At 73.6% G+C, this 18,027-nt stretch carries 18 protein-coding genes and 2 pseudogenes; 7 read left to right on the forward strand and 13 right to left on the reverse strand.

Annotation, left to right across the window (positions count from 1 at the left end):
* Positions 1-335: 335 nt before the first annotated feature.
* On the forward strand, positions 336-1,223 hold the full coding sequence (locus ABT245_RS32575) for an RNA polymerase sigma factor SigF (RefSeq protein WP_351740602.1): 888 nt from the start codon (positions 336-338) through the stop codon (positions 1,221-1,223).
* 36 nt (positions 1,224-1,259) lie between these two features.
* Here ABT245_RS32575 and ABT245_RS32580 read toward each other — a convergent pair whose 3' ends face one another.
* Positions 1,260-1,712 (reverse strand): ATP-binding protein, encoded by a 453-nt coding sequence (locus ABT245_RS32580; RefSeq protein ID WP_351740605.1) that lies wholly within the window; start codon positions 1,710-1,712, stop codon positions 1,260-1,262.
* A gap of 316 nt (positions 1,713-2,028) precedes the next feature.
* Here ABT245_RS32580 and ABT245_RS32585 point away from each other — a divergent pair, with 316 nt between their 5' ends.
* Complete coding sequence (locus ABT245_RS32585) at positions 2,029-3,315, forward strand: streptophobe family protein (protein ID WP_351740608.1); 1,287 nt, start codon at positions 2,029-2,031, stop codon at positions 3,313-3,315.
* 42 nt (positions 3,316-3,357) lie between these two features.
* On the opposite strand, the gene ABT245_RS32590 is transcribed toward ABT245_RS32585, so the two are convergent.
* The 3 genes from ABT245_RS32590 to mgrA all read right to left on the reverse strand — a co-directional run bounded on the left by ABT245_RS32590 (position 3,358) and on the right by mgrA (position 6,378).
* Positions 3,358-3,903: a hypothetical protein gene (locus ABT245_RS32590; protein ID WP_351740611.1), complete on the reverse strand. Its 546-nt coding sequence runs from the start codon at positions 3,901-3,903 to the stop codon at positions 3,358-3,360.
* Between the two features lie 311 nt (positions 3,904-4,214).
* Complete coding sequence (locus ABT245_RS32595; protein ID WP_351740613.1) at positions 4,215-4,625, reverse strand: hypothetical protein; 411 nt, start codon at positions 4,623-4,625, stop codon at positions 4,215-4,217.
* Between the two features lie 760 nt (positions 4,626-5,385).
* Positions 5,386-6,378, reverse strand: a complete 993-nt coding sequence (gene mgrA, locus ABT245_RS32600) for an L-glyceraldehyde 3-phosphate reductase (RefSeq protein WP_351740616.1) — start codon at positions 6,376-6,378, stop codon at positions 5,386-5,388.
* Positions 6,379-6,485: 107 nt separating this feature from the next.
* Here mgrA and ABT245_RS32605 point away from each other — a divergent pair, with 107 nt between their 5' ends.
* Positions 6,486-7,400: a LysR family transcriptional regulator gene (locus tag ABT245_RS32605; protein WP_351740618.1), complete on the forward strand. Its 915-nt coding sequence runs from the start codon at positions 6,486-6,488 to the stop codon at positions 7,398-7,400.
* Positions 7,401-7,920: 520 nt separating this feature from the next.
* Entirely contained in the window at positions 7,921-8,436 is a 516-nt protein-coding gene (locus ABT245_RS32610; protein WP_351740621.1) for a mycothiol transferase, read from the forward strand.
* 37 nt (positions 8,437-8,473) lie between these two features.
* Here the strand turns inward: ABT245_RS32610 and ABT245_RS32615 are convergent, their stop codons facing one another.
* The 5 genes and pseudogenes from ABT245_RS32615 to ABT245_RS32635 form a co-directional block, all read right to left on the reverse strand.
* Positions 8,474-8,881: a VOC family protein gene (locus ABT245_RS32615; protein WP_351740623.1), complete on the reverse strand. Its 408-nt coding sequence runs from the start codon at positions 8,879-8,881 to the stop codon at positions 8,474-8,476.
* Positions 8,882-8,998: 117 nt separating this feature from the next.
* On the reverse strand, positions 8,999-9,928 hold the full coding sequence (locus ABT245_RS32620) for a M56 family metallopeptidase (protein ID WP_351740626.1): 930 nt from the start codon (positions 9,926-9,928) through the stop codon (positions 8,999-9,001).
* A complete protein-coding gene (locus ABT245_RS32625) occupies positions 9,925-10,296 on the reverse strand; it encodes a BlaI/MecI/CopY family transcriptional regulator (RefSeq protein ID WP_351740629.1) in 372 nt (123 codons plus the stop codon). The genes ABT245_RS32620 and ABT245_RS32625 overlap by 4 nt, the downstream gene beginning before the upstream one ends.
* 272 nt (positions 10,297-10,568) lie before the next feature.
* A pseudogene (locus ABT245_RS32630) lies at positions 10,569-11,405 on the reverse strand (aldo/keto reductase); the annotation flags it as partial.
* 305 nt (positions 11,406-11,710) lie between these two features.
* Positions 11,711-12,421, reverse strand: a complete 711-nt coding sequence (locus ABT245_RS32635; RefSeq protein WP_351740632.1) for a chitinase — start codon at positions 12,419-12,421, stop codon at positions 11,711-11,713.
* 300 nt (positions 12,422-12,721) lie between these two features.
* Between ABT245_RS32635 and ABT245_RS32640 the strand changes: the two genes are divergently transcribed.
* Positions 12,722-13,762 carry an acyl-CoA dehydrogenase family protein gene (locus tag ABT245_RS32640; RefSeq protein ID WP_351740635.1) on the forward strand — a complete coding sequence of 347 codons (1,041 nt, stop codon included), beginning with the start codon at positions 12,722-12,724 and terminating at the stop codon, positions 13,760-13,762.
* A 454-nt stretch (positions 13,763-14,216) separates the two neighbouring features.
* On the opposite strand, the pseudogene ABT245_RS32645 reads toward ABT245_RS32640, so the two are convergent.
* A pseudogene (locus ABT245_RS32645) lies at positions 14,217-14,755 on the reverse strand (LLM class flavin-dependent oxidoreductase); the annotation flags it as partial.
* Positions 14,756-15,064: 309 nt separating this feature from the next.
* On the opposite strand from ABT245_RS32645, the gene ABT245_RS46265 reads away from it, so the two are divergent.
* Positions 15,065-15,598, forward strand: a complete 534-nt coding sequence (locus tag ABT245_RS46265; RefSeq protein WP_502982241.1) for a hypothetical protein — start codon at positions 15,065-15,067, stop codon at positions 15,596-15,598.
* 195 nt (positions 15,599-15,793) lie between these two features.
* Here ABT245_RS46265 and ssuE read toward each other — a convergent pair whose 3' ends face one another.
* Positions 15,794-16,348, reverse strand: a complete 555-nt coding sequence (ssuE, locus tag ABT245_RS32655; protein WP_351740638.1) for an NADPH-dependent FMN reductase — start codon at positions 16,346-16,348, stop codon at positions 15,794-15,796.
* Between the two features lie 247 nt (positions 16,349-16,595).
* Positions 16,596-16,679: a putative leader peptide gene (locus tag ABT245_RS32660; protein WP_351740680.1), complete on the reverse strand. Its 84-nt coding sequence runs from the start codon at positions 16,677-16,679 to the stop codon at positions 16,596-16,598.
* Positions 16,680-16,931: 252 nt separating this feature from the next.
* Between ABT245_RS32660 and ABT245_RS32665 the strand changes: the two genes are divergently transcribed.
* On the forward strand, positions 16,932-17,372 hold the full coding sequence (locus ABT245_RS32665; protein ID WP_351740641.1) for an SPW repeat protein: 441 nt from the start codon (positions 16,932-16,934) through the stop codon (positions 17,370-17,372).
* 362 nt (positions 17,373-17,734) lie between these two features.
* Here the strand turns inward: ABT245_RS32665 and ABT245_RS32670 are convergent, their stop codons facing one another.
* The gene (locus ABT245_RS32670) at positions 17,735-17,866 is read right to left on the reverse strand and encodes a hypothetical protein (RefSeq protein WP_351740644.1); all 132 of its coding nucleotides are present in this window, start codon (positions 17,864-17,866) and stop codon (positions 17,735-17,737) included.
* Positions 17,867-18,027: the final 161 nt, after the last annotated feature.

Genomic DNA, 18,027 nt, shown 5'->3' on the forward strand with positions numbered 1-18,027 from the left:
GTCGACCTCCTGCTCACCTGCTTGGACCACCGGGCGACGGACCCGGCCGGCGTGGACTGCTGTCCTGCATCCGCGAGTTGATCGACCCACGGTACGGCGGCAGCACCAGCTGATCACGATCCGGCGCCGGACGGACTGAATCCCGCGGCACCATTTTGCGCCACGCCGTCACCCGGGGCGCATGCCCCGACGGGCCTCGGGTAGGCGAAGCGCGAACGAGGAATGGCGCGCTGGTTCACGGGTACCGGAGCCGGCACGACAGGGCACTTGGACCGCGGTCGCGGCACCCGCGCCGCGGATCCGGACAACACACGTGACTTCGTGGGGAGAGGGCAATGGACACCGCCGGGATCCGGTCGGAAGCAGTCGTCGTCGAGAAGACCGCCGAGGACGGAACGGGCGAGCGTCCTCTGCCGGGGATCGAGGATCCGAAGTCGGTCGCGCCGCGTGACGCGCGGGAACTGTCGCGCCAGTTCTTCCAGCGGCTGACGGAGCTGGAGGAGGGTACGCCGGAGTACCAGTACGCGCGCAACACGCTCATCGAGATGAACATGTCGCTGGTGCGGTTCGCGGCCGGCCGGTTCCGGGGCCGCGGTGACGACATGGAGGACATCGTCCAGACCGGGATGATCGGTCTGATCAAGGCGATCGACCGGTTCGAACTCTCCCGTGAGGTGGAGTTCACCTCGTTCGCGGTCCCCTACATCGTCGGAGAGATCAAGCGGTTCTTCCGCGACACCACGTGGGCGGTGCACGTGCCGCGGCGGCTCCAGGAGTTGCGTGTCGAACTCGCCAAGGCCCGTGAGGAGTTGTCCAGCCGGCTGGACCGGGAGCCGACGACCGCGGAGCTGGCCGCGCTGATGGACATCCCCGAGAACGAGGTGGTCGAGGGCCAGCTGGCCGCCAACGGGTACAACTCCGCGTCCCTGGACGCCGCGCTCACCGGTGACGGCCCGGAGGACGGCGAGGCGGTCCTCGCCGACTTCATCGGCATCGAGGAGGAGGGACTGCGGCTGGTCGAGGACTTCCAGTCCCTGGCCCCGCTGATCGAGGACCTCGGCGAGCGCGACCGGCAGATCCTGCATCTGCGGTTCGTGGAGGAGGCCACCCAGGCGGAGATCGGCGAACGGCTCGGTTGCTCGCAGATGCATGTCTCGCGCCTGATCAAGCGGGTCATCGCCCGGCTGCGCCGGGGCATGCTGGGCGAACTCGGCTACGCCTGAGCCCGGCGCCGGGCCCGGCTCGGTGGCCCGGTGGCCTCAGCGGGCCAGGGTGAGCAGGGCGCGTACCCGTTTGCCGACGGGTACGCGCTCGGCGGTCACCTCGGCGGCCAGGGCGTGCACGATCTCCAGACCGTGCCGTCCGACGCGTTCGGGATCGCGCGGATAGCGCCGGGGCAGTGCCACGCTGCTGTCGTAGACGCAGACCGTGACCGCCGCGTCGGTGCCCTCCAGCTCCAGGATGTACGGGCCGTTGCTGTGCCGGTCCGCGTTGGTGACCAACTCGCTGACCACCAGGAGCAGTTCCTCGTCGGTACGGTCGTCGATGGTGGCCCGCCAGGCGGTCCTGAGCTGTTGGAGGAAGAGCGCGGCGAAGGACCGTGCCGCTGCGATGCATCCCGGCTCGCCGGTGTAGTGCGCCGCCCGCCGAAGCGGTTCCACGGGCACGTCGAAACCAGTCGGTATCACTGCCCCGTCCAGGTGCTCGAACATCTGTGTCTCTCTCGGAGGCCGATCTGGCCGATCACTGCTGCTCCAGTGCTCGTACCCCGAGCGGGACCCCGCAGTCCCCGTCACCGTTCGCCCACCGCGCACAGCGGAGATCATGACGACACCCCGGGGACACCTGGAGGGTATCCGGTCCGGGACGGACCGACCGAGCCCACCGGGAAACCCCGGCGCGGTCCCGTGCGGCGGGGCCGCCGACGGGGCCGGGCGGGCGGTGGCCCCCGACCGCGGCCCGGCCGGCGCACCCCGCGGACGGACCACCGGGCGGGCGGGCGGCCCCGGCGCTGCTTAGCGTGGCAGCGTGCGCCCCACAACCGTCGCCGACCGGGCCGTGAGCCGCCACGGCTGGGTCCAGGCCGTGGCCGCGGTGCTGGCCGGGCTTGCCGCCATGCTGGCGGTGGCGGCGCTGGGCCTGTGGGCGGCCGGGGCCACGCGGCTTCCGGACGGCGCGTTCGCCCGGGTCGTGGTGGCGACCGTGGTGACGGCGGTCGGCGGCAGCGTCGAGCTGTCCGGGAACGCCGGGGTGTTCGCGCAGACCCGGGCGGGGCTCGCGGTGCTCCCGCTGTCGGTCACCCTGACCGGGGCGCTCGTGATCGGCTGGGCGTTCCTGCGTCCGCTGCGGCACCGGCCGGTCGGCGGCGCCGGGCCATCGGCCGGGTGGGCCGCCCGGATCGCGGTGCCGTGGCTGCTCGCGCTGATCGGCCTGGCCCTCGCCGCCCGTCACACCTTCGCCGTCGACGTCCGGGGCGGCACGCTCAGCGATCTCACCGGCCTGTTCGGCGTGACGCCGACGCTCGGGTTCACCACGAACGTACCGCTGACGGTGCTGTTCGGACTGCTGTGGCTGGCCGGTGTGCTGCTGCTGGCGCTGCTGGTGTCGCGCGCACCGCCGCTGCCCGGCCGGCCGGCGCGGTTCTGGGAAGCGGCGCGCCCCGCCGCGTCCGCCGCCGTCACGCTGCTGCTCGCGTACGTCGTGCTGGGTGCGGTGGCCGGGTTGGTGACGGCGGCCACGCGCGGGCACGCCGCGCAGACCTTCGCGGTGCTCCTGCTGGGCCTGCCCAACCTGGCGTGGCTCGCGCTGACCCTCGGTCTGGGTGCCACCTGGCACGGCCGGGTGGACGGCCCGTTCGGGCTGCCCCTGCCGCACATTCTGGACGAGGTGCTGCGCACCCCCGACGTCTCGACGCTGAACCTGCGCACGCTCACCGAGCACGACGGCAGGGCGTGGTGGCTGCTGGTCGCGGCCGTGGTGCTGGTGCCGGCCGCCGCGTTCGTGACGGCGGTGCGGTCACCGGCCCGCGTGCCGCCGCGGCGGCACGCGCTGTCCTTCGCCGTGGCGCTCGCCGCCGCGGCGGCGATGATCGGTCTCGTCGGCCGGATCTCGGCGCACTACGGCCTGTCGGTCCTGGGCATCGGCGATCTGGGCGGCGGGCTGTCCGGAGAGCTGCTGCTGTGGCCCGAACTGGGTCCTGCGGTGGGCATCGCGGCGCTGTGGGGACTTGTCGCCGGATTCCTCGGCTCGCTGCTGGCGCTCCCGGTACGACGCCGGACCGGGACCGGGCGTGAACACGGGACGCGAACACGCTGACCCGGCCGGCCGAGCGCAGGCTCGCGCCCGGCCCGGGGTCTCTCACGAGTCACCGTCCGCTCCCACGGCACCGGACGGGCCGTGGCCGGCCGACGGGTGGTCCGGGTGCTCTTGGTCGGTGGCGTAGGTGCTCAGCCGCCTGCCGTCGCCGTACACCCATCGGCCCTCGCCTGCGTCGTACAGCCACATCGACTCCCCGTCGATCACCACCCCGATCCGCAGGCCGCGGGTGCGCTCACGGAAGGTCTCGCCGTCCAGGGCGTCGTCGGCGAGGTCCGCGACGGCCGCCCGGTAGTCGGCGAGGGCCTGTTCGGCGCGGGCGAGCAGCGGGCGCGGATCGGCCGTGTCGCGGGGCGGGCCGCCCTCGTCGGGCGGATCCTGCGGCAGGGCGAGGAGATGGCGGCCGTCGACCCAGGCGATCCAGTCGTCGGCGCACCGGATGTGCGCCCAGTCGCCGCGCCGTTCGACGAGCTGGACCGGCAGCATCGGGTCGAGGAGCACCGTGGGCCGGGTGGGGTCGGGCGTCTCCCAGGCGGGGAGCCCGGACCGGGGGACGACATGGGTGGGCCTGAAGCCGGAGCCGGTCATCGCGCACCGCCCGCTGCCGTGCCACGGCGGGCCCGGGCGGCGTCCACGGCCGGACCACGGGCGCCCTCGCGCTCACCGGCCGGCCGGGCAGCCGTCGCCCGGGGGCGGAACCGGGGGCCCGCCCGGCGCCGGCTCGGCCCGCGTACGCGCGCACACCTCGGCAGGGGGCCCGGGTCGGTCTCCGGGACCGGTCCGGGCGCCGAAGGGGCGACCAGCCGCTCCACCATGCCCGGAATTCTACCGATTCACCCCTCTGGGTGCCCGCCCGGTCGGGACGCGGACGGCCGGCGCCGAACGGCCGTCGCGGCAGGTCAGGCGACGGGCAGGACGAGCCCCGGGACGGTGCGCTGCATCCGCAGGGCGTCGACGGACTCGGCGAGCAGTTCGTACTCCGTGGTGTCGTCGCTCGCGGCGATCCGCACCAGCCGCCCGCCCGCCAACTCGTCAGCGGCCAGATCCTGTCGGACGTCGTCGGCACACCAGGCGCGGAGCAGTCCCGGCACGTCGGGCACGCTGTCCGCCACCGGGACGAGCGCGCCGGGCGGCACATTGGGGTTCTCGGGGCGCGGATCGAGGCGTTCGGCGATCCAGGAGGCCCGGTCGCGCAGCCACCACAGGGCGAGGGCCAGGGTGGGCGCACGGTAGGTGCCCAGCGGTACGCCGATGCGCTGTCCGTCGCACATCCCGTACGCCGTGACATGGCACAGGAATTCGTCGTGCACGCTCACTCCCCCGTCGCCTCGCTGGTCCGTGCCGGCTGGTCCTCGCCTTCCGCGCGGCCCGAATGCGGTGAAGTGCCCCTGACATTCGAGTATCTTCACTACTGAAACGCTGTCACCATGGCTTTCCGGCCACTCTCCTGGCATATTCGCGCTCTCGCATGGCCGGAATACGATCCCTGACGCGGTGCCGTCGTCATGCCGAGAGGTGATCGACTGGGCCCGCGGCGACGGGCAGCGTGGTCACACCGGATCGGCACACCGGCGATCCGCCTCCCGACCAGCAGGGACGACCTCGATGGAGGCTGATTCGCCATGTCCGTGAACACCGAACGTCACCACGGCGCCGCCGCTCGCTGCTTCGAGGCATGGAACGCCACCGCGCCAGGGCCCGCACGAAGGCGGTCGCCGCGGCCTGGTCCGTGGCGGGCGGCTACACCGACCCTTTCGCCGAGTCCGGGAGCACGAGCGGATCCCGGCCGTGATGGCGGCGGCGCGGGAGCGGTTCCCCGGCGGAGGGCCGGACCATCCGGGTCCCGGGGCTTCCTCGACCGGGTGCCCGCCGCGGCCTGTCGGCCCGCCCGCGGGACGGACCCGCACGACGAACCCCTAACGGGCCCGTACGACAGACCCGTACGGCGAACCCGCAATAGCGACGGACCGTAAGACGGACCCGACGGCTCCACGCGACGGCTTGCCGCGCGCGCCGGAGCCGTCGACCCGGCCGGCGCCGGGCGGGGCCAGGCGCCGGCTTCGGGTGTCCCTACGCGGTGACGATCGCGTCGATCCGGGCCAGTTCGTCCGCGTCGAAGTCCAGGTTGCGGACGGTCGCGACGCTGTCCTCGATCTGCTGCGGGCTGCTCGCGCCGACGAGCGCGGAGGTCACCCGGCCGCCGCGCAGCACCCAGGCGAGGGCGAGCTGGGCCAGGGTCTGGCCGCGGCCCTTGGCGATCTCGTCCAGGGCGCGCAGCTTGCCGACCAGTTCCCCGGTCACCGCTTCAGCCGTCAGGAAGGGGCTGTCGCCGGCCGCCCGCGAGCCCTCCGGGATGCCGTCGAGATAACGGGCGGTGAGCAGGCCCTGCTCCAGCGGGGAGTAGGCGATCGAACCGACCTCCAGCTCGTCCAGGGCGTCCAGCAGTCTCTCGTCCTCGGGGCGGCGGTCGAGCATCGAGTACCGCGGCTGGTGGATGAGCAGCGGGGTGCCCAGCTCGCCCAGGATGCGGGCGGCCTCACGGGTCTGCTCGGCCGAGTAGTTGGAGACGCCGACGTACAGGGCCTTGCCCTGCTGGACCGCGGAGTGCAGCGCGCCCATCGTCTCTTCCAGGGGGGTCTCCGGGTCGAAGCGGTGCGAGTAGAAGATGTCGACGTACTCCAGGCCCATCCGCGCGAGGCTCTGGTCGAGCGAGGACAACAGGTACTTGCGCGAGCCCCACTCGCCGTACGGGCCGGGCCACATCAGATACCCGGCCTTGGTGGAGATGACGAGTTCGTCGCGGTACGCCCCGAAATCCGCCGCCAGCGCCTCCCCGAGGGCCGACTCGGCGGCGCCGGGCGGCGGGCCGTAGTTGTTCGCCAGGTCGAAGTGGGTGACGCCGAGGTCGAAGGCGCGGCGCAGGATGGCGCGCTGGGCCTGCACCGTACGGTCGGGGCCGAAGTTGTGCCACAGGCCGAGGGACAGGGCGGGGAGCTTCAGGCCGCTGCGTCCGGTGCGCCGGTAGGGCAGGTCGGCGTAGCGGTCGGGGTGTGCGGTGTACAACGCGACTCCAGAGGGGTTGGCACACGGTCGGTCCCACTCTTGCCCGGCCCGCGGGCAGCGGTCCAACAGGCGAATCCGATGGGATTCAACGACTACGCTTCTCAATCATGGAACTGCGTCATCTCCGGCACTTCGTCGCGGTCGCCGAGGACCAGCACTTCACCCGGGCCGCGGAGCGGCTGATGGTCTCCCAGTCGGGCCTTTCGGCGTCGGTCCGGGCGCTGGAGCGCGAGCTGCGGGCGCCGCTGTTCGTGCGCACCACCCGCCGGGTGACCCTGACCGAGGCGGGGCGCGCGCTGCTGGCCGAGGCGGAACGGATCCTGGCCCGGGTACGGGCCGCGCACGAGGCGGTCGCCGCCGTGCAGGGCGTGCTGCGCGGGACGCTGGCGGTGGGCACCGAGCAGTGCATCGCCGGGGTGGACGTGGCGGCGCTGCTGGCCGCGTTCCGGCGGCGCCACCCGGACGTGGAGATCCTGCTGCGGCAGGCGGGCTCCGGCACGCTGGCCGAGGACGTCGCGGCCGGCCGGCTCGACCTGGCCTTCGCCTACCGCACCCAGGACGACACGGACCAGTTGCGCTCGGTGGCGCTGACCAGCGAGCCGATGACCGTGCTGTGCCATCCCAGCCACCGGCTTGCCACGGCCGGGGCGGCGCTGGTCCCGGCCGACGTCGGCGGGGAGGTCTTCGTCGACTTCCACCCGGACTGGGGGCCGCGGCGCACCACCGACGGGGCGTTCGCCGCGGCCGGGGTCCGCCGTACGGTGTCGCTGGAGGTCAACGACGTACACAGCCTGCTCGACCTGGTCGACGAGAACCTGGGGATCGCCGCCGTGCCCCGTCACTTCCGCCACAAGCGTCCCTCGCTCACGGCGCTGCCGCTGAAGGGCACCGGCGAGGCGGAGTACGAGACGGTCGCGCTGCTCCCGGCCGAGCGGGCCACCAGCCCGGCGGCCCGTGCACTGATGACCCTGCTGGGGACGGGGGACCCGGCACCGCCCCAGGGCGAGCCCCGCCCCTGCTGACCGTGCCATCCCCCGGCGCGGCCGGCTGTCCGCCGCGTACCACCGCCACGGCCGGGACCGCGGACGACGACAGAACTCACCCGCCGGAACGCACTGTCCGGCACGGCCAGGATCGCAGCGGCAGGCCCGCTCGCCCGGGCAGCGGGCCCTCCGCCGGTGCGGAGGCTGCCACGGCGATTCGACAGCCGACCGGTCCCGCTCGGCGAGGGCGGCGAACCGCACGATCGCCGCCGCACCGGTACGGTACGCAGCCGGCGCGGTCCCGTCCGCCGCGTACCACCGCCACGGCCGGGACCGCGGACGACGACAGAACTCACCCGCCGGAACGCACTGTCCGGCCCGCCGACGCGACCTGCCCGGCACCCGGGCCACGGCCGCCGCGCCGGCCTCGACCAGCGCCATGCCCACGACGTTCCACGGACGCGGTCCGACAGCAGCACCCGTCATGGCGACCGCCGCGAGGGCGACGGCAAGCCGGGTTCCGGACGCAGGGCGGCGGGCGATGCGCGATGGTGGACGTATGCATGCCAGGGACATCCTCATCGACGGCTACGGCCGTATCCAAGAAGAAGTCCACGCCGCCCTCGACGGCCTCGGCCCGGACGAGCTGAACGCCCGCCCGGTCCCCGACGCCAACTCGGTCGCCTGGCTGGTCTGGCACCTCACCCGGGTCCAGGACGACCATGTCGCCGACGCCTTCGACCTCGACCAGGTGTGGCTGGCCCAGGGCTGGGAGAAGCGTTTCGGCCTGGGCCTGCCGCGCCATGACACGGGCTACGGCCACAGCGCGGCGAAGGTCGCCAAGGTACGGGTCGACACCGGCGGACTGCTGACCGGGTACTACGACGCCGTGCACGAGCAGACCCTCGGGCTGCTGCGCGAACTGCCCGCCAAGGACCTCGAACGAATCGTGGACGAGCGCTGGGACCCGCCGGTCACCCTGGGCGTCCGGCTGGTCAGCGTCCTGTCCGACGACCTCCAGCACATCGGGCAGGCCGCCTATGTGCGGGGGCTGCTGGGCAGCGCCGCGGCGTGACCCCGCAGGACGACGCCGCGGTCAGGCCCGCGAGTCCTCAGGCAGACGGTGCGGTACCGGCGGGCTGGAGCAGGTCCCAGCGGTTGCCGTACCGGTCCTGGAAGACGGCGACGGTGCCGTACGGCTCCTCGCGCGGCTCCTCCAGGAAGGTCACGCCACCGGCGCGCATCCGGGCATGGTCGCGGGCGAAGTCGTCGGTGTGCAGGAAGAAGCCGACCCGGCCACCGGTCTGGTCCCCGACCCGGGCGCGCTGCTGCTCGTCCTTCGCCCGGGCCAGCAGCAGGCCGGTGCCGTGCCGCTCCGGGCCCGGCGCGACGACGACCCAGCGCGAGCCGTCGGGCCGGGGGGTGTCCTCGACGAGCCGGAAGCCGAGGGCCCGGGTGTAGAAGCCGATCGCCTCGTCGTAGTCGTCGACGACAAGGGTGACCAGGGAGATATGTCTCATCGGGGCCTCTCGGTGGGGTGGACGGTGGCCGAGGTTATACGTAAAACGCGAGGGGTGCCAATCATCCCCGGCCTCCGCTCGGACAGGGAGGCCGGCCCGGTCCGGGCCGGGGTCGGGTCAGCGGTTCTCCTCGCCCTGGGCGACCTCCACCCGATGGTGGAAGTCGATCATTCCGGTCCCCACGGCGACGCTGGAGAGGGCGGCGCAGGCGGCCAGCAGGACGGCGATCCAGGGGACGGCACGGCGCGCCGCGTGCGGCGCGGACAGAAGGGCCTGGACGCGCCGGGGCACGGGTCCGGTCGTCGCGGCGGGCGCGAAGTCCGGGCGGGCGGAGCGGACGTTCTGGCCGGCGAGTGCGGCCCGGGCGATGGCGCGGGCGGTCAGCCGCCGGTCGCCGACGGCTCCGGCCGCGACCTCGTCGGCGGCCCGTTCGGCCGCGAGCCGGACGCTCTCGCGGACCGGGCGCAGCGCGGGGTGGCAGTGCGCGGCGAGTTCGGCGGCGGCGAGGAAGAAATGGTGGCCGGCCGCGTTGTGTGCCCGTTCGTGGGCGAACAGCGCCTCGCGTTCGGCGGCGTCCAGGCTGCGCAGCATGGCGGTGGTGACGACGATGCGGTGCGGTCTGCCGGGCAGCGCGTAGGCGTCCGGCCGTGGCGAGTCGACCACACACAGGTCGCCCGCGGCGGGCCCGTGCGCGGCCTCGGTGCGGGCGCTGCGGAAGGCGCGCAGTTGGCGCAGCACGGAGCGCGCCAGCGTGCACGCGCACACGGCGAGCACGCCGACCGAGGTCGCGGCGAGCGGCACGACGAGGAGGTCGGAGGCGGTGCGCAGGGGGTGGACCAGCTCGCCGAGCGCGGCGAAGAGGGGCAGTTTGAGCAGTCCGGTCAGGACGAACGCGCCGAGCGCGGCCAGGGAACAGCCCGCGACGACGAGGGTCGAGGCCGTGATCACCCAGAGCGCCGCGGCGGGCGCGAGCCGGTCTAGAGCGCGACGGGCCAGCGCCGGCACGGCGAACGGCAGCAGCAGCGGAAGCAGCAGCGCCGCGGTCATCGCTCACCGGGTTCGAGCAGGTCGCGCAGGACGCGCTCGTCGTCCGGGCTGAGCTGGGCGACGAAGCGGGCCAGCACCGTCTCCCGGTCGCTGTCGCGGTCGAGTTCGGTGTGCATACGGCGGGCGGTCAGGCCCTGCGCGTCCTGGACCGGGACGTACGCGTAGCCGCGGCCCTGGCGGTGCCGGTCCACGACGCCCTTCTCGTGCAGCCGGGACAGGATCGTCGTGACGGTGGTGCGGGCGAGGTCCGCGCCGAGGCTCCGCTGCACCTGACCGGGCGTCTGCGGCCCCTCGGCGGCCCACAGGGCGGCCATGACGCTCGCTTCCAGCTCGCCGGCCGGCCGGCGTTCGTCTTTCGAGTCGCCCATGGGAACGCCCCTCACCTCCGTCTTCGTCCACCGTGCACCGTCCACCAGAACGTCTACACGATTGTGGTAAGCGGGCCTCCATGGTACGGCCGCGCCCGCACGCCCATGAGGAAAGGGGGCCGCGACCGAGACGACAAGGAACGTCCGCCCCGGCCGTCTGCGGTGCCCGCGTGCGGGCCGGTTCCGCGCACGGCCACTTGGGCATGGCCGCTTGGGCATGGCCGCTTGGGCATGGCCGCTTGGGCATGGCCGCGCCCGGTCCGTCGGCCGGCCGCGCGGACCACGGCGAGCCGCGCCGGCTCCCCGTCGGTCAGCCGCAGCGCGCCCGCGGCGATGGTCTCGACGAGATGGACCGCATCGCCGGTGCCGGGAACGGCGAGCAGGTGCGGGCCCCGGTGCGGCGTCCAGGCGATGCGCATCTGCGCCGGGCTCGCGCCGTACGCCCGGCCTCCTGGGGTGTCCCCACGGCGCCGCGCTCACCTCCCGCTCCGGCCACGGTGTGGAAGGGGACGAACGCGATGCCCCGTTCACCGCAGGTCCGCAGCAGTTCGTCGGCGGTGGTGTCGGGCCGGTCGAGCGCGTACCGGTTCTGGACGCGGAGCACGGGCGCGATCTCCAGCGCCCCGGCGAGAGGGCGGGGTTCGACGGGGAGAGACCGAGGTGCCGGATCAGACCCGCCTCCGGCGGCCCGGCGAGGGCGCCGAAGTGCTCGGCGATCGAGTCCTGCCGCATCCGGCGCTGATCGACCACGTCGAGCTGGTCGCGGCCGAGCCGACGCAGATTCTCCAGGAAGTGGCCGCGCAGCCGGGCCGACGGGGCCCACGCGCGCGCTGGTCGCGGTGCGGGCCGATGTTGGCCACGATGACGAGGCCGGCCTGGCTGGGGCCGAATGCGCTGTTGATCAGTTCGTAGGAGGAGCGCGGCGGGGAGAAGGAGAAGGCGGCCGTGCCGATGTGGTTCACACCGAGTTCGACCACCCTGTGCAGGACGGCGATCGAGCGTGCGGGGTCGCTCGGCACGCCGAGGTGGAGGGCCGCGCTGCCCGTCAGCCGCATCGCGCCGAAGCCGACGCGGCGAACGGGCAGGTCGCCGAGTGTCCGGACGCCCACGGCGGCCGCGGTGAGCCGAGTGTCCGGATGCCCGCGGCGGCCACCACGTTACGCAGACATGCCGCCCGTGCAGCGGCCCGGCATTGCACCAGGCCAGGCGGTCGTCAGGCCCCTCATCAGCGGTCAAGCGGTGCCCCGAAGCCCGGCGGCAACACCCCCCCGGGGCATCACCTCGACAGGGGGCACACAGCCATACCGGACCCGGGGGCCAGGCGCCCCATTGCGGGGCCACGGAAAAGGTAACGGGGCGGACGCGGGCCTGTCGCCTTGGCGGGGTGCGGGAACGCATGCCCCGCGGTCCGGTGTCAGCAGTAGAGGTTGGCGCCGGGTGTGACCCCGAGGATCTGGGTGAAGCGCTGGTAGGCGTCGACGCGGCTTTGGACCTGGGCGGGGTTGCGGCCGTCGCATTCGAGGGAGCCGTTGATGGAGCGGATGGTCTGGCCGAAGCCGGCGCCGCCCACCATGGCGTTGTGCGGGGTCATGGTGCCGGGGCCGGACTGGGTGTTCCAGTACCACAGGCCGGTCTTCCAGGCGACGGAGGCGTTGTTCTCGACCTGCCAGGGGTTGTTCAGCAGGTCGATGCCGAGGGCGTCGCCCGCGGCCTTGTAGTTGAAGTTCCAGCTGAGCTGGATCGGGCCGCGGCCGTAGTAGGCGGCCTGGCCTGCGGGGCAGCCGTAGGACTGGTTCCAGTCGCAGTAGTGGGGGTAGTTGGCGGTGTTCTGCTCGACGATGTGGACGAGGCCGCCGGTCTCGTGGTTGACGTTGGCGAGGAAGGCCGCGGCCTCCTGCTTCTTGACGGTGTCGCTGCCGGTGGTGGCGAAGCCGGGGTAGGCACCGAGCGCGGCGGTCAGCCCGCTGTAGGTGTAGAACGGGTTCCGGCTCGGGAACATCTGGTTGAACTGCGCCTCGCTGACCACGAATCCGGCGGCGGAGGCGGTGGGGGCCGACTGGAACACCAGCGCGGCGCCTCCGAGGGCGAGTGAGGCCAGCAGTGCGGCGATACGGCGCCTGAGCATGCGTCAACTCCTTTGCGGAGCACGGCCCTACCGGTGCGGCGCGGCCGTGGTGGGGGTTGGGCACACTCAACCGCGTTGGTCTGTACCAGTCAAGGGTGTAGACCAGTCAAGCGTGAACGAGCGCGGTCCGCGCCGCGTCCGCCGACCGGTCGGCCCACGGCGGGACAGGCGGTGCCTCATGACGTCCCGCCGGACGCCGAAGGGCGAGACGGGCCCGGGCCGCATCGCGCCGTCATCTCCTACACGAACGGCAGACCCCCGGTACGACACCTCGCTCCCCCGGACCGGGAGAATCGCCGTATGACCATCGCAGCGCATCCGCTCGTCGCCCGCGCCCGCCGTATCGCGGACCAGTTGCTCACCCCGGCGGCGGAACGCGTCGACCAGGAGGGCGTGCCCGCGGGCCATATCGAGGCGATCAAGGACTCGGGCCTGCTCGGGGTGGGCGCGCCGGTGGCGTACGGCGGTTCGGCGGCTCCCGCGGCCGTCGTCCGGCGGACCGCGGAGATCCTGGCCGGTGCGTGCTGTTCGACGTGGTTCGTGCAGACCCAGCACCACACGCCCGTGCTCACCCTGGCGAAGAGCGAACACCCGGTGCGTGAGCGGCTGTTGGGTCCGCTCTCCCGCGGTGAGCTGTTGTCCGGGGTGGCCTACGCCCATCTGCGGGCCCATCCGCGCATCCCGGTACGGGTGACACGGGAGCGGGGCGGCCTGCGGTTCACGGGCACGGTCCCCTGGTACACCGGGTGGGGGCTCAACGACGTCATGCTGCTGGCCGGGGTGACCGACGCCGACGAGGTGCTGTTCGCCTTCGCCGAGGCACGGGAGCAGGCGGGGCTGCGGGCCTCACCGCCGATGCGTCTTGCGGCGCTCACCGCGTCCCGCACGGTCTCGCTGGAGCTGACGGGTCTGTGGCTGCCGGAGGAGGCGGTGGCGCTGCGGATGCCGTACCCGCGGTGGGCGGCGACCGACCGGCCGAAGACGCTGAACACCTCTCCGGCGGTGTTCGGCATCGCGGAGGCGGCGCTCGCCCTGCTGGACGAGGGCACCGCGGGGCCGCTGCGGGCCCGGCTGTCCGAGGTCCGCGGCCGGGCCTACGCCCTCGCCGACCGGCCCGTCGCGCACGGGGATCCGAGGGAGCGGCTGGCGGTGCGCGCCGAGGCGTACGAACTGCTGCGTACGGCCACCACCGCGGCGGTCGTGGCCGGCGGCGGACGTGCCATGTCGCTCGCCTCGCCCGCCCAACGGCTCGCCCGCGAGGCCCTGTTCCTCCTGGTCCAGGGCCAGACGGCGGAATCCCGCCGAGCCCACCTGGACGCCCTCACCGCAGCAGCGTCCTGACCGGGCCACGCCACCGTCGGCCTCCGGGCCGGCGCGGCTCCCGGGGGCGGAGCGCGGCGCCTTGGGTTCCGGGGCGGTCGCGGGTTCGGCGGAGCGCTGACGGCCAGGGCCACCGCCAAGCGGGCCCGGCGGGGCGCCAGGGCCAGGGCCGCTGCCAAGCGCGCCCGGCGGGGCGCCAAGGCCAGGGCCGCTGCCAAGCGCGCCCGGCGGGGCGCCAAGGCCACGGCCGCTGCCAAGCAGGCCCCGCGGGGCGCCAAGGCCACGGCCGCTGCAAAGCAGGCCCCGCGGGGCGCCAAGGCCACGGCCGCTGCAAAGCAGGCCCCGCGGGGCGTCAAGGCCGGCGCTTCGGCCCCGTGCTCGCCCCGGCGCCGGTCGGCCGACCGCGAGACCCCCGACCCCCGCACCTGGCCCCTCTCCCGGGCACACGGCCGGTGCGACGGCTCCCCCGCGGGGGTCAGCTCCCGAACGGGACCTGGAGGGGCGGGCCGGCGGGATGGTGCGACGGGTGCTGCCACAGGCCGCGGGCGGCCAGGCGGGGCAGAACGCCCTCTCCGAACCAGTACGCCTCCTCCAGGGCGGATAGCCGGACAGCACGAACTCGTCGACGCCGAGGGCGTGGTACTCCTCGATCCGGTCGGCGACCTCCTCGTGGCTGCCGACCAGGGCTGTGCCCGCCCCGCCGCGTACCAGCCCGATCCCGGCCCACAGGTTGGGGTGGCTCTCCAGTCCGCCGCGGTCGCCGCCGTGCAGCGCGAGCATGCGCCGCTGGCCCTCCGACTCGCGCCGGGCGAGACCGGCCTGCACGGACCGCACGGTCTGCGGATCGAAACCGGCGAGCAGCCGGTCCGCCTCGGCCCATGCCTGCGCGGAGGCGCCCCGGGTGATCACGTGTAGCCGGATGCCGAAGCGGAGTGTGCGGCCCTCGGCGGCCGCAAGACACCGGATCCAGTCGGTTTTCTCGGCGACCTGCCCGGGCGGCTCGCCCCAGGTCAGCGAAGAGGGCGCCCGCCATCTCCGCGGCCGCGTCGGCCGCCTGCACCTTGGCCGCCGCGACCGCGCTGGACGCCTCGGCCGCCGAGTCGTCGGTGAGTTCGGCGCGGGCCGCGTCCACGGCACGGGGGGCCTTACGCAGCAGCGCCTCTGCCGCCCGTACCCGCAGGGCGAGTTCACCGAAGCGCTGGATCGGCAGGGGTCCTCGGCGGCGGTCTCGTAGCCGCTCTCGAACCAGGGGCGGCTCTTCGTCCGGACCAAGCCGACGGCCTCCTCCAGCGCTGCCCGGGCGATCCCCGCGTCGATGGGGGCGTGCAGCAACTGGGCCAGGGCGCCGTGGAGTTGGGGGCCATCGAAGGTCAGGTGGTGGGGCAGCACCCGGTCGGCGGGCACCGGGACGCCGTCGAGACGGACGGTGCCGTCGGCGGTGGTGTGCCGGCCCGTCCCGTCCCAGTCGTCGACCACCGTCACCTCGGGCGCGTCCCGCGGGACGTGGACGTACGCCACGTGCGGACGGTCGTGCCCGGCGCGGGCCGGCATCGGGATCCGGTGGGCGAGCAGCGCGCCGGTGCAGTAGTGCTTGACGCCGTCGGGTACGTACGAGCCGTCCGGCGGGGGCCCCAGCCAGGTGCGGATGCCCTGGACGTGCCGGGTGCCCGCCTCGGACTGGACGTTGCCGAAGCGGCGAGCGGCGAGCAGTACGGCGAAGAAGAACCTCAGCTGGTCCGTGGTTCCCTGACGGCGGATCATCTGCACGTAGGCGAAGTGGCCCTGCGGGATCTGGGCGAGGCCGGCGTCGGCCGAGCCGAGCAGCCGGAAGACCCTCCGCGAGGATTTCGGCGCTGACGTCGGCGCCGCCGTGCTCGGCGGGCACGGTCACGGCGAGCAGGCCGAAGGCGGAGAGCGGTCCACCTCCCGCCACGGCAACCGGCGTTCGGCCTCACGGGCGGCGGCAACACGCCCGAACCCCCCGGCCGGCGATGCATGCGGCGGCCACGACGACCCCCGCATCATCGGCGACCACACGGACAGCCACCGCACTCAGCCCGCCGCCGCCAGCAGCGGAGCATGACCGAGCGCCGCCGAGAACCGGTCGACCGCCTGCCCCAGCGCCTCGGCGGCGGCCGACGCAACGGTCAGCGAACCGTCCTCGTGCACGGTGATGTCCTTGTCGAGGGTGAACCAGCCCTGGACTATATGGTCGGCGCCCATGGAGGTCAGGACGGGGCGGAGCGCGTAGTCGATGGCCAGGACGTGGGCGGTGGTGCCGCCGGTGGCGAGCGGCAGCACGGTCTTGCCGGCCAGCGCGTACTGCGGCAGCAGGTCCAGGAACGCCTTGAGTACGCCGGAGTACGCGGCCTTGTAGACGGGCGTGCCGACGACGACCCCGTCGACGCGGGCGAACAGACCGGTGGCCGCGACCAGGGCCGGGTGGCGGGGGTCGGCGCCGAGCAGGGCCTCGGCGGGGATGGTGCGGACGTCGAGCGGGATCACCTCGTGGCCGTGGGCGATCAGCCGCTGGTCAAGATGGCGCAGCAGCCGGCCGGTGCGGGAGGAGGCGGACGGGCTGCCGGAGACGGACAGGACGGTGGCCATGGGGTCTCTCTTTCTGGGGCCAAGGCGCCCGCGCGGGACGGGACCTGCGGGCGGGCGCGGTCAGGGGTACCAGGTGGTTCCGGCAGTTCGCCTTCCGGGACCCGGCGGCCGGCCTTGCGCAGGGGTGTCGGGGACGCCGGTCCGGCGGGCGGGAGACACGGGAGTTCAGGCGTGCGGTGCGGGCACGGCGCGGCGCCGCCGAGGGGTGGATGCGGTGCGGGAGACGTGCGGCGGATCGGTACGGGGATCAGGCCGCGGCGCGACAGCAGGCGCTGGAGACGCGCGCCAGGTCGACATGGCGTCGTCGCGTGAGGTCCAGTCGCTTGTGCATGCCGTCGATCGTGACAGCCGCCCGCGAGAGCAGTCAAGGAATAGCCGACCGGTCTCGCATCGCGGACCAGGGCTTTCGCACTGTGGGCTCGTCCCGTTCGCTCCGGCGCGGATCTGACGCACAGTCCTATGGACCGCAGAGGACCGAACACTACACATAAAGGTAAAATAAGAGCAGAATGCACATAGGCGGCTCTTACCGCCATACCGCAAAGGACGCGGTCCAGCCTGCAAGTCAAGAAGGAGACGAGTCATGGCCGATGTCTCGCGCACCAGAGGTGACATGACGAGCCACCCTGATGTCTCCGAAATGCGGGAACGCTACGCCCGCATGCTCGGCGGTCGCGATGTGGCACTCGTGGACGGACCGGTGTTCCTGCTCGGTCTGTACTGTGCGGCGTCCCCGTGGATCCTGCACTACACAGCCAGCCAGCCCGCACTCATGGTGCACAACCTGATCATGGGCATCGCGATAGGGCTGCTGGCCCTGGGGTTCACCAGGGCACCGGAGCGGATGTACGGGCTCAGCTGGGCCATGTGCGCCCTGGGTATCTGGATGATCATCGCGCCGTGGATCGTCGGCACGAACCCCGACGCCGGCGTCGTGGCCAGCAACGTCGTCATCGGCGCACTGGCCTTGGTTCTCGGGCTGATCTGCGCCGGTACGGTGGCCAGGAGCAAGCCCAAGCGGTAACGGCACCGAAGCTCTCTTCGGAAGGAAGGACGCGGTGCCGGTCCGGGGCGGCCGGACCGGCACCGCGGGGCCGGCTCAGCGGCCCGGCACAAGCCGGGGCTCCTGCGGCAGCGGACTGCCGGTCTCGATCAGGGACTTGAGGCCGGACAGTACCGCGGGCCGGCGGACACGTTCCTCAGCTCACCCTCGTCACCGGGTCCTCGTGGACGACGGTGAGCTTGACGATGTCTGCGTGCGACTGGACGTCGAGGCGACCCGGAAACGCCCATCTGGCCGAGCGGCTGGCGGAGGGCAATCTCGGCGAGCTGGGTGTGCGGGCCCCTGCTCAGCGACCTGGTCATCGCGGACAACGGTCCGCCCGATCAGTGCCGCTCCAGCCGGCTCTCGTATCGCGGAGCGGCCCAGGCGGTCACGAGATCCGCGGCGAGGCCCTGGTGCTGACCGGCACGGTGGGAACCGCCCGGTGCCGCGAGGACATCCTGCGCATCGCCCACGAGACCTTGCCGGACCTGCCACGAGCCGCGTCGGGCGCCCGCTCTCCACCACGGCGTCGACCGTTGGTGCGCACATGCGCCCAGCGCGACCCGGGCCGCCCGTCGGAGACGTTGCGGTGCCCCCGGTACCCGGCGGCGAGGCGGGGCGACGGACACGGCCC

The sequence above is a fragment of the Streptomyces sp. NPDC001508 genome (assembly GCF_040298665.1).
Classification (GTDB): Bacteria; Actinomycetota; Actinomycetes; order Streptomycetales; family Streptomycetaceae; genus Streptomyces.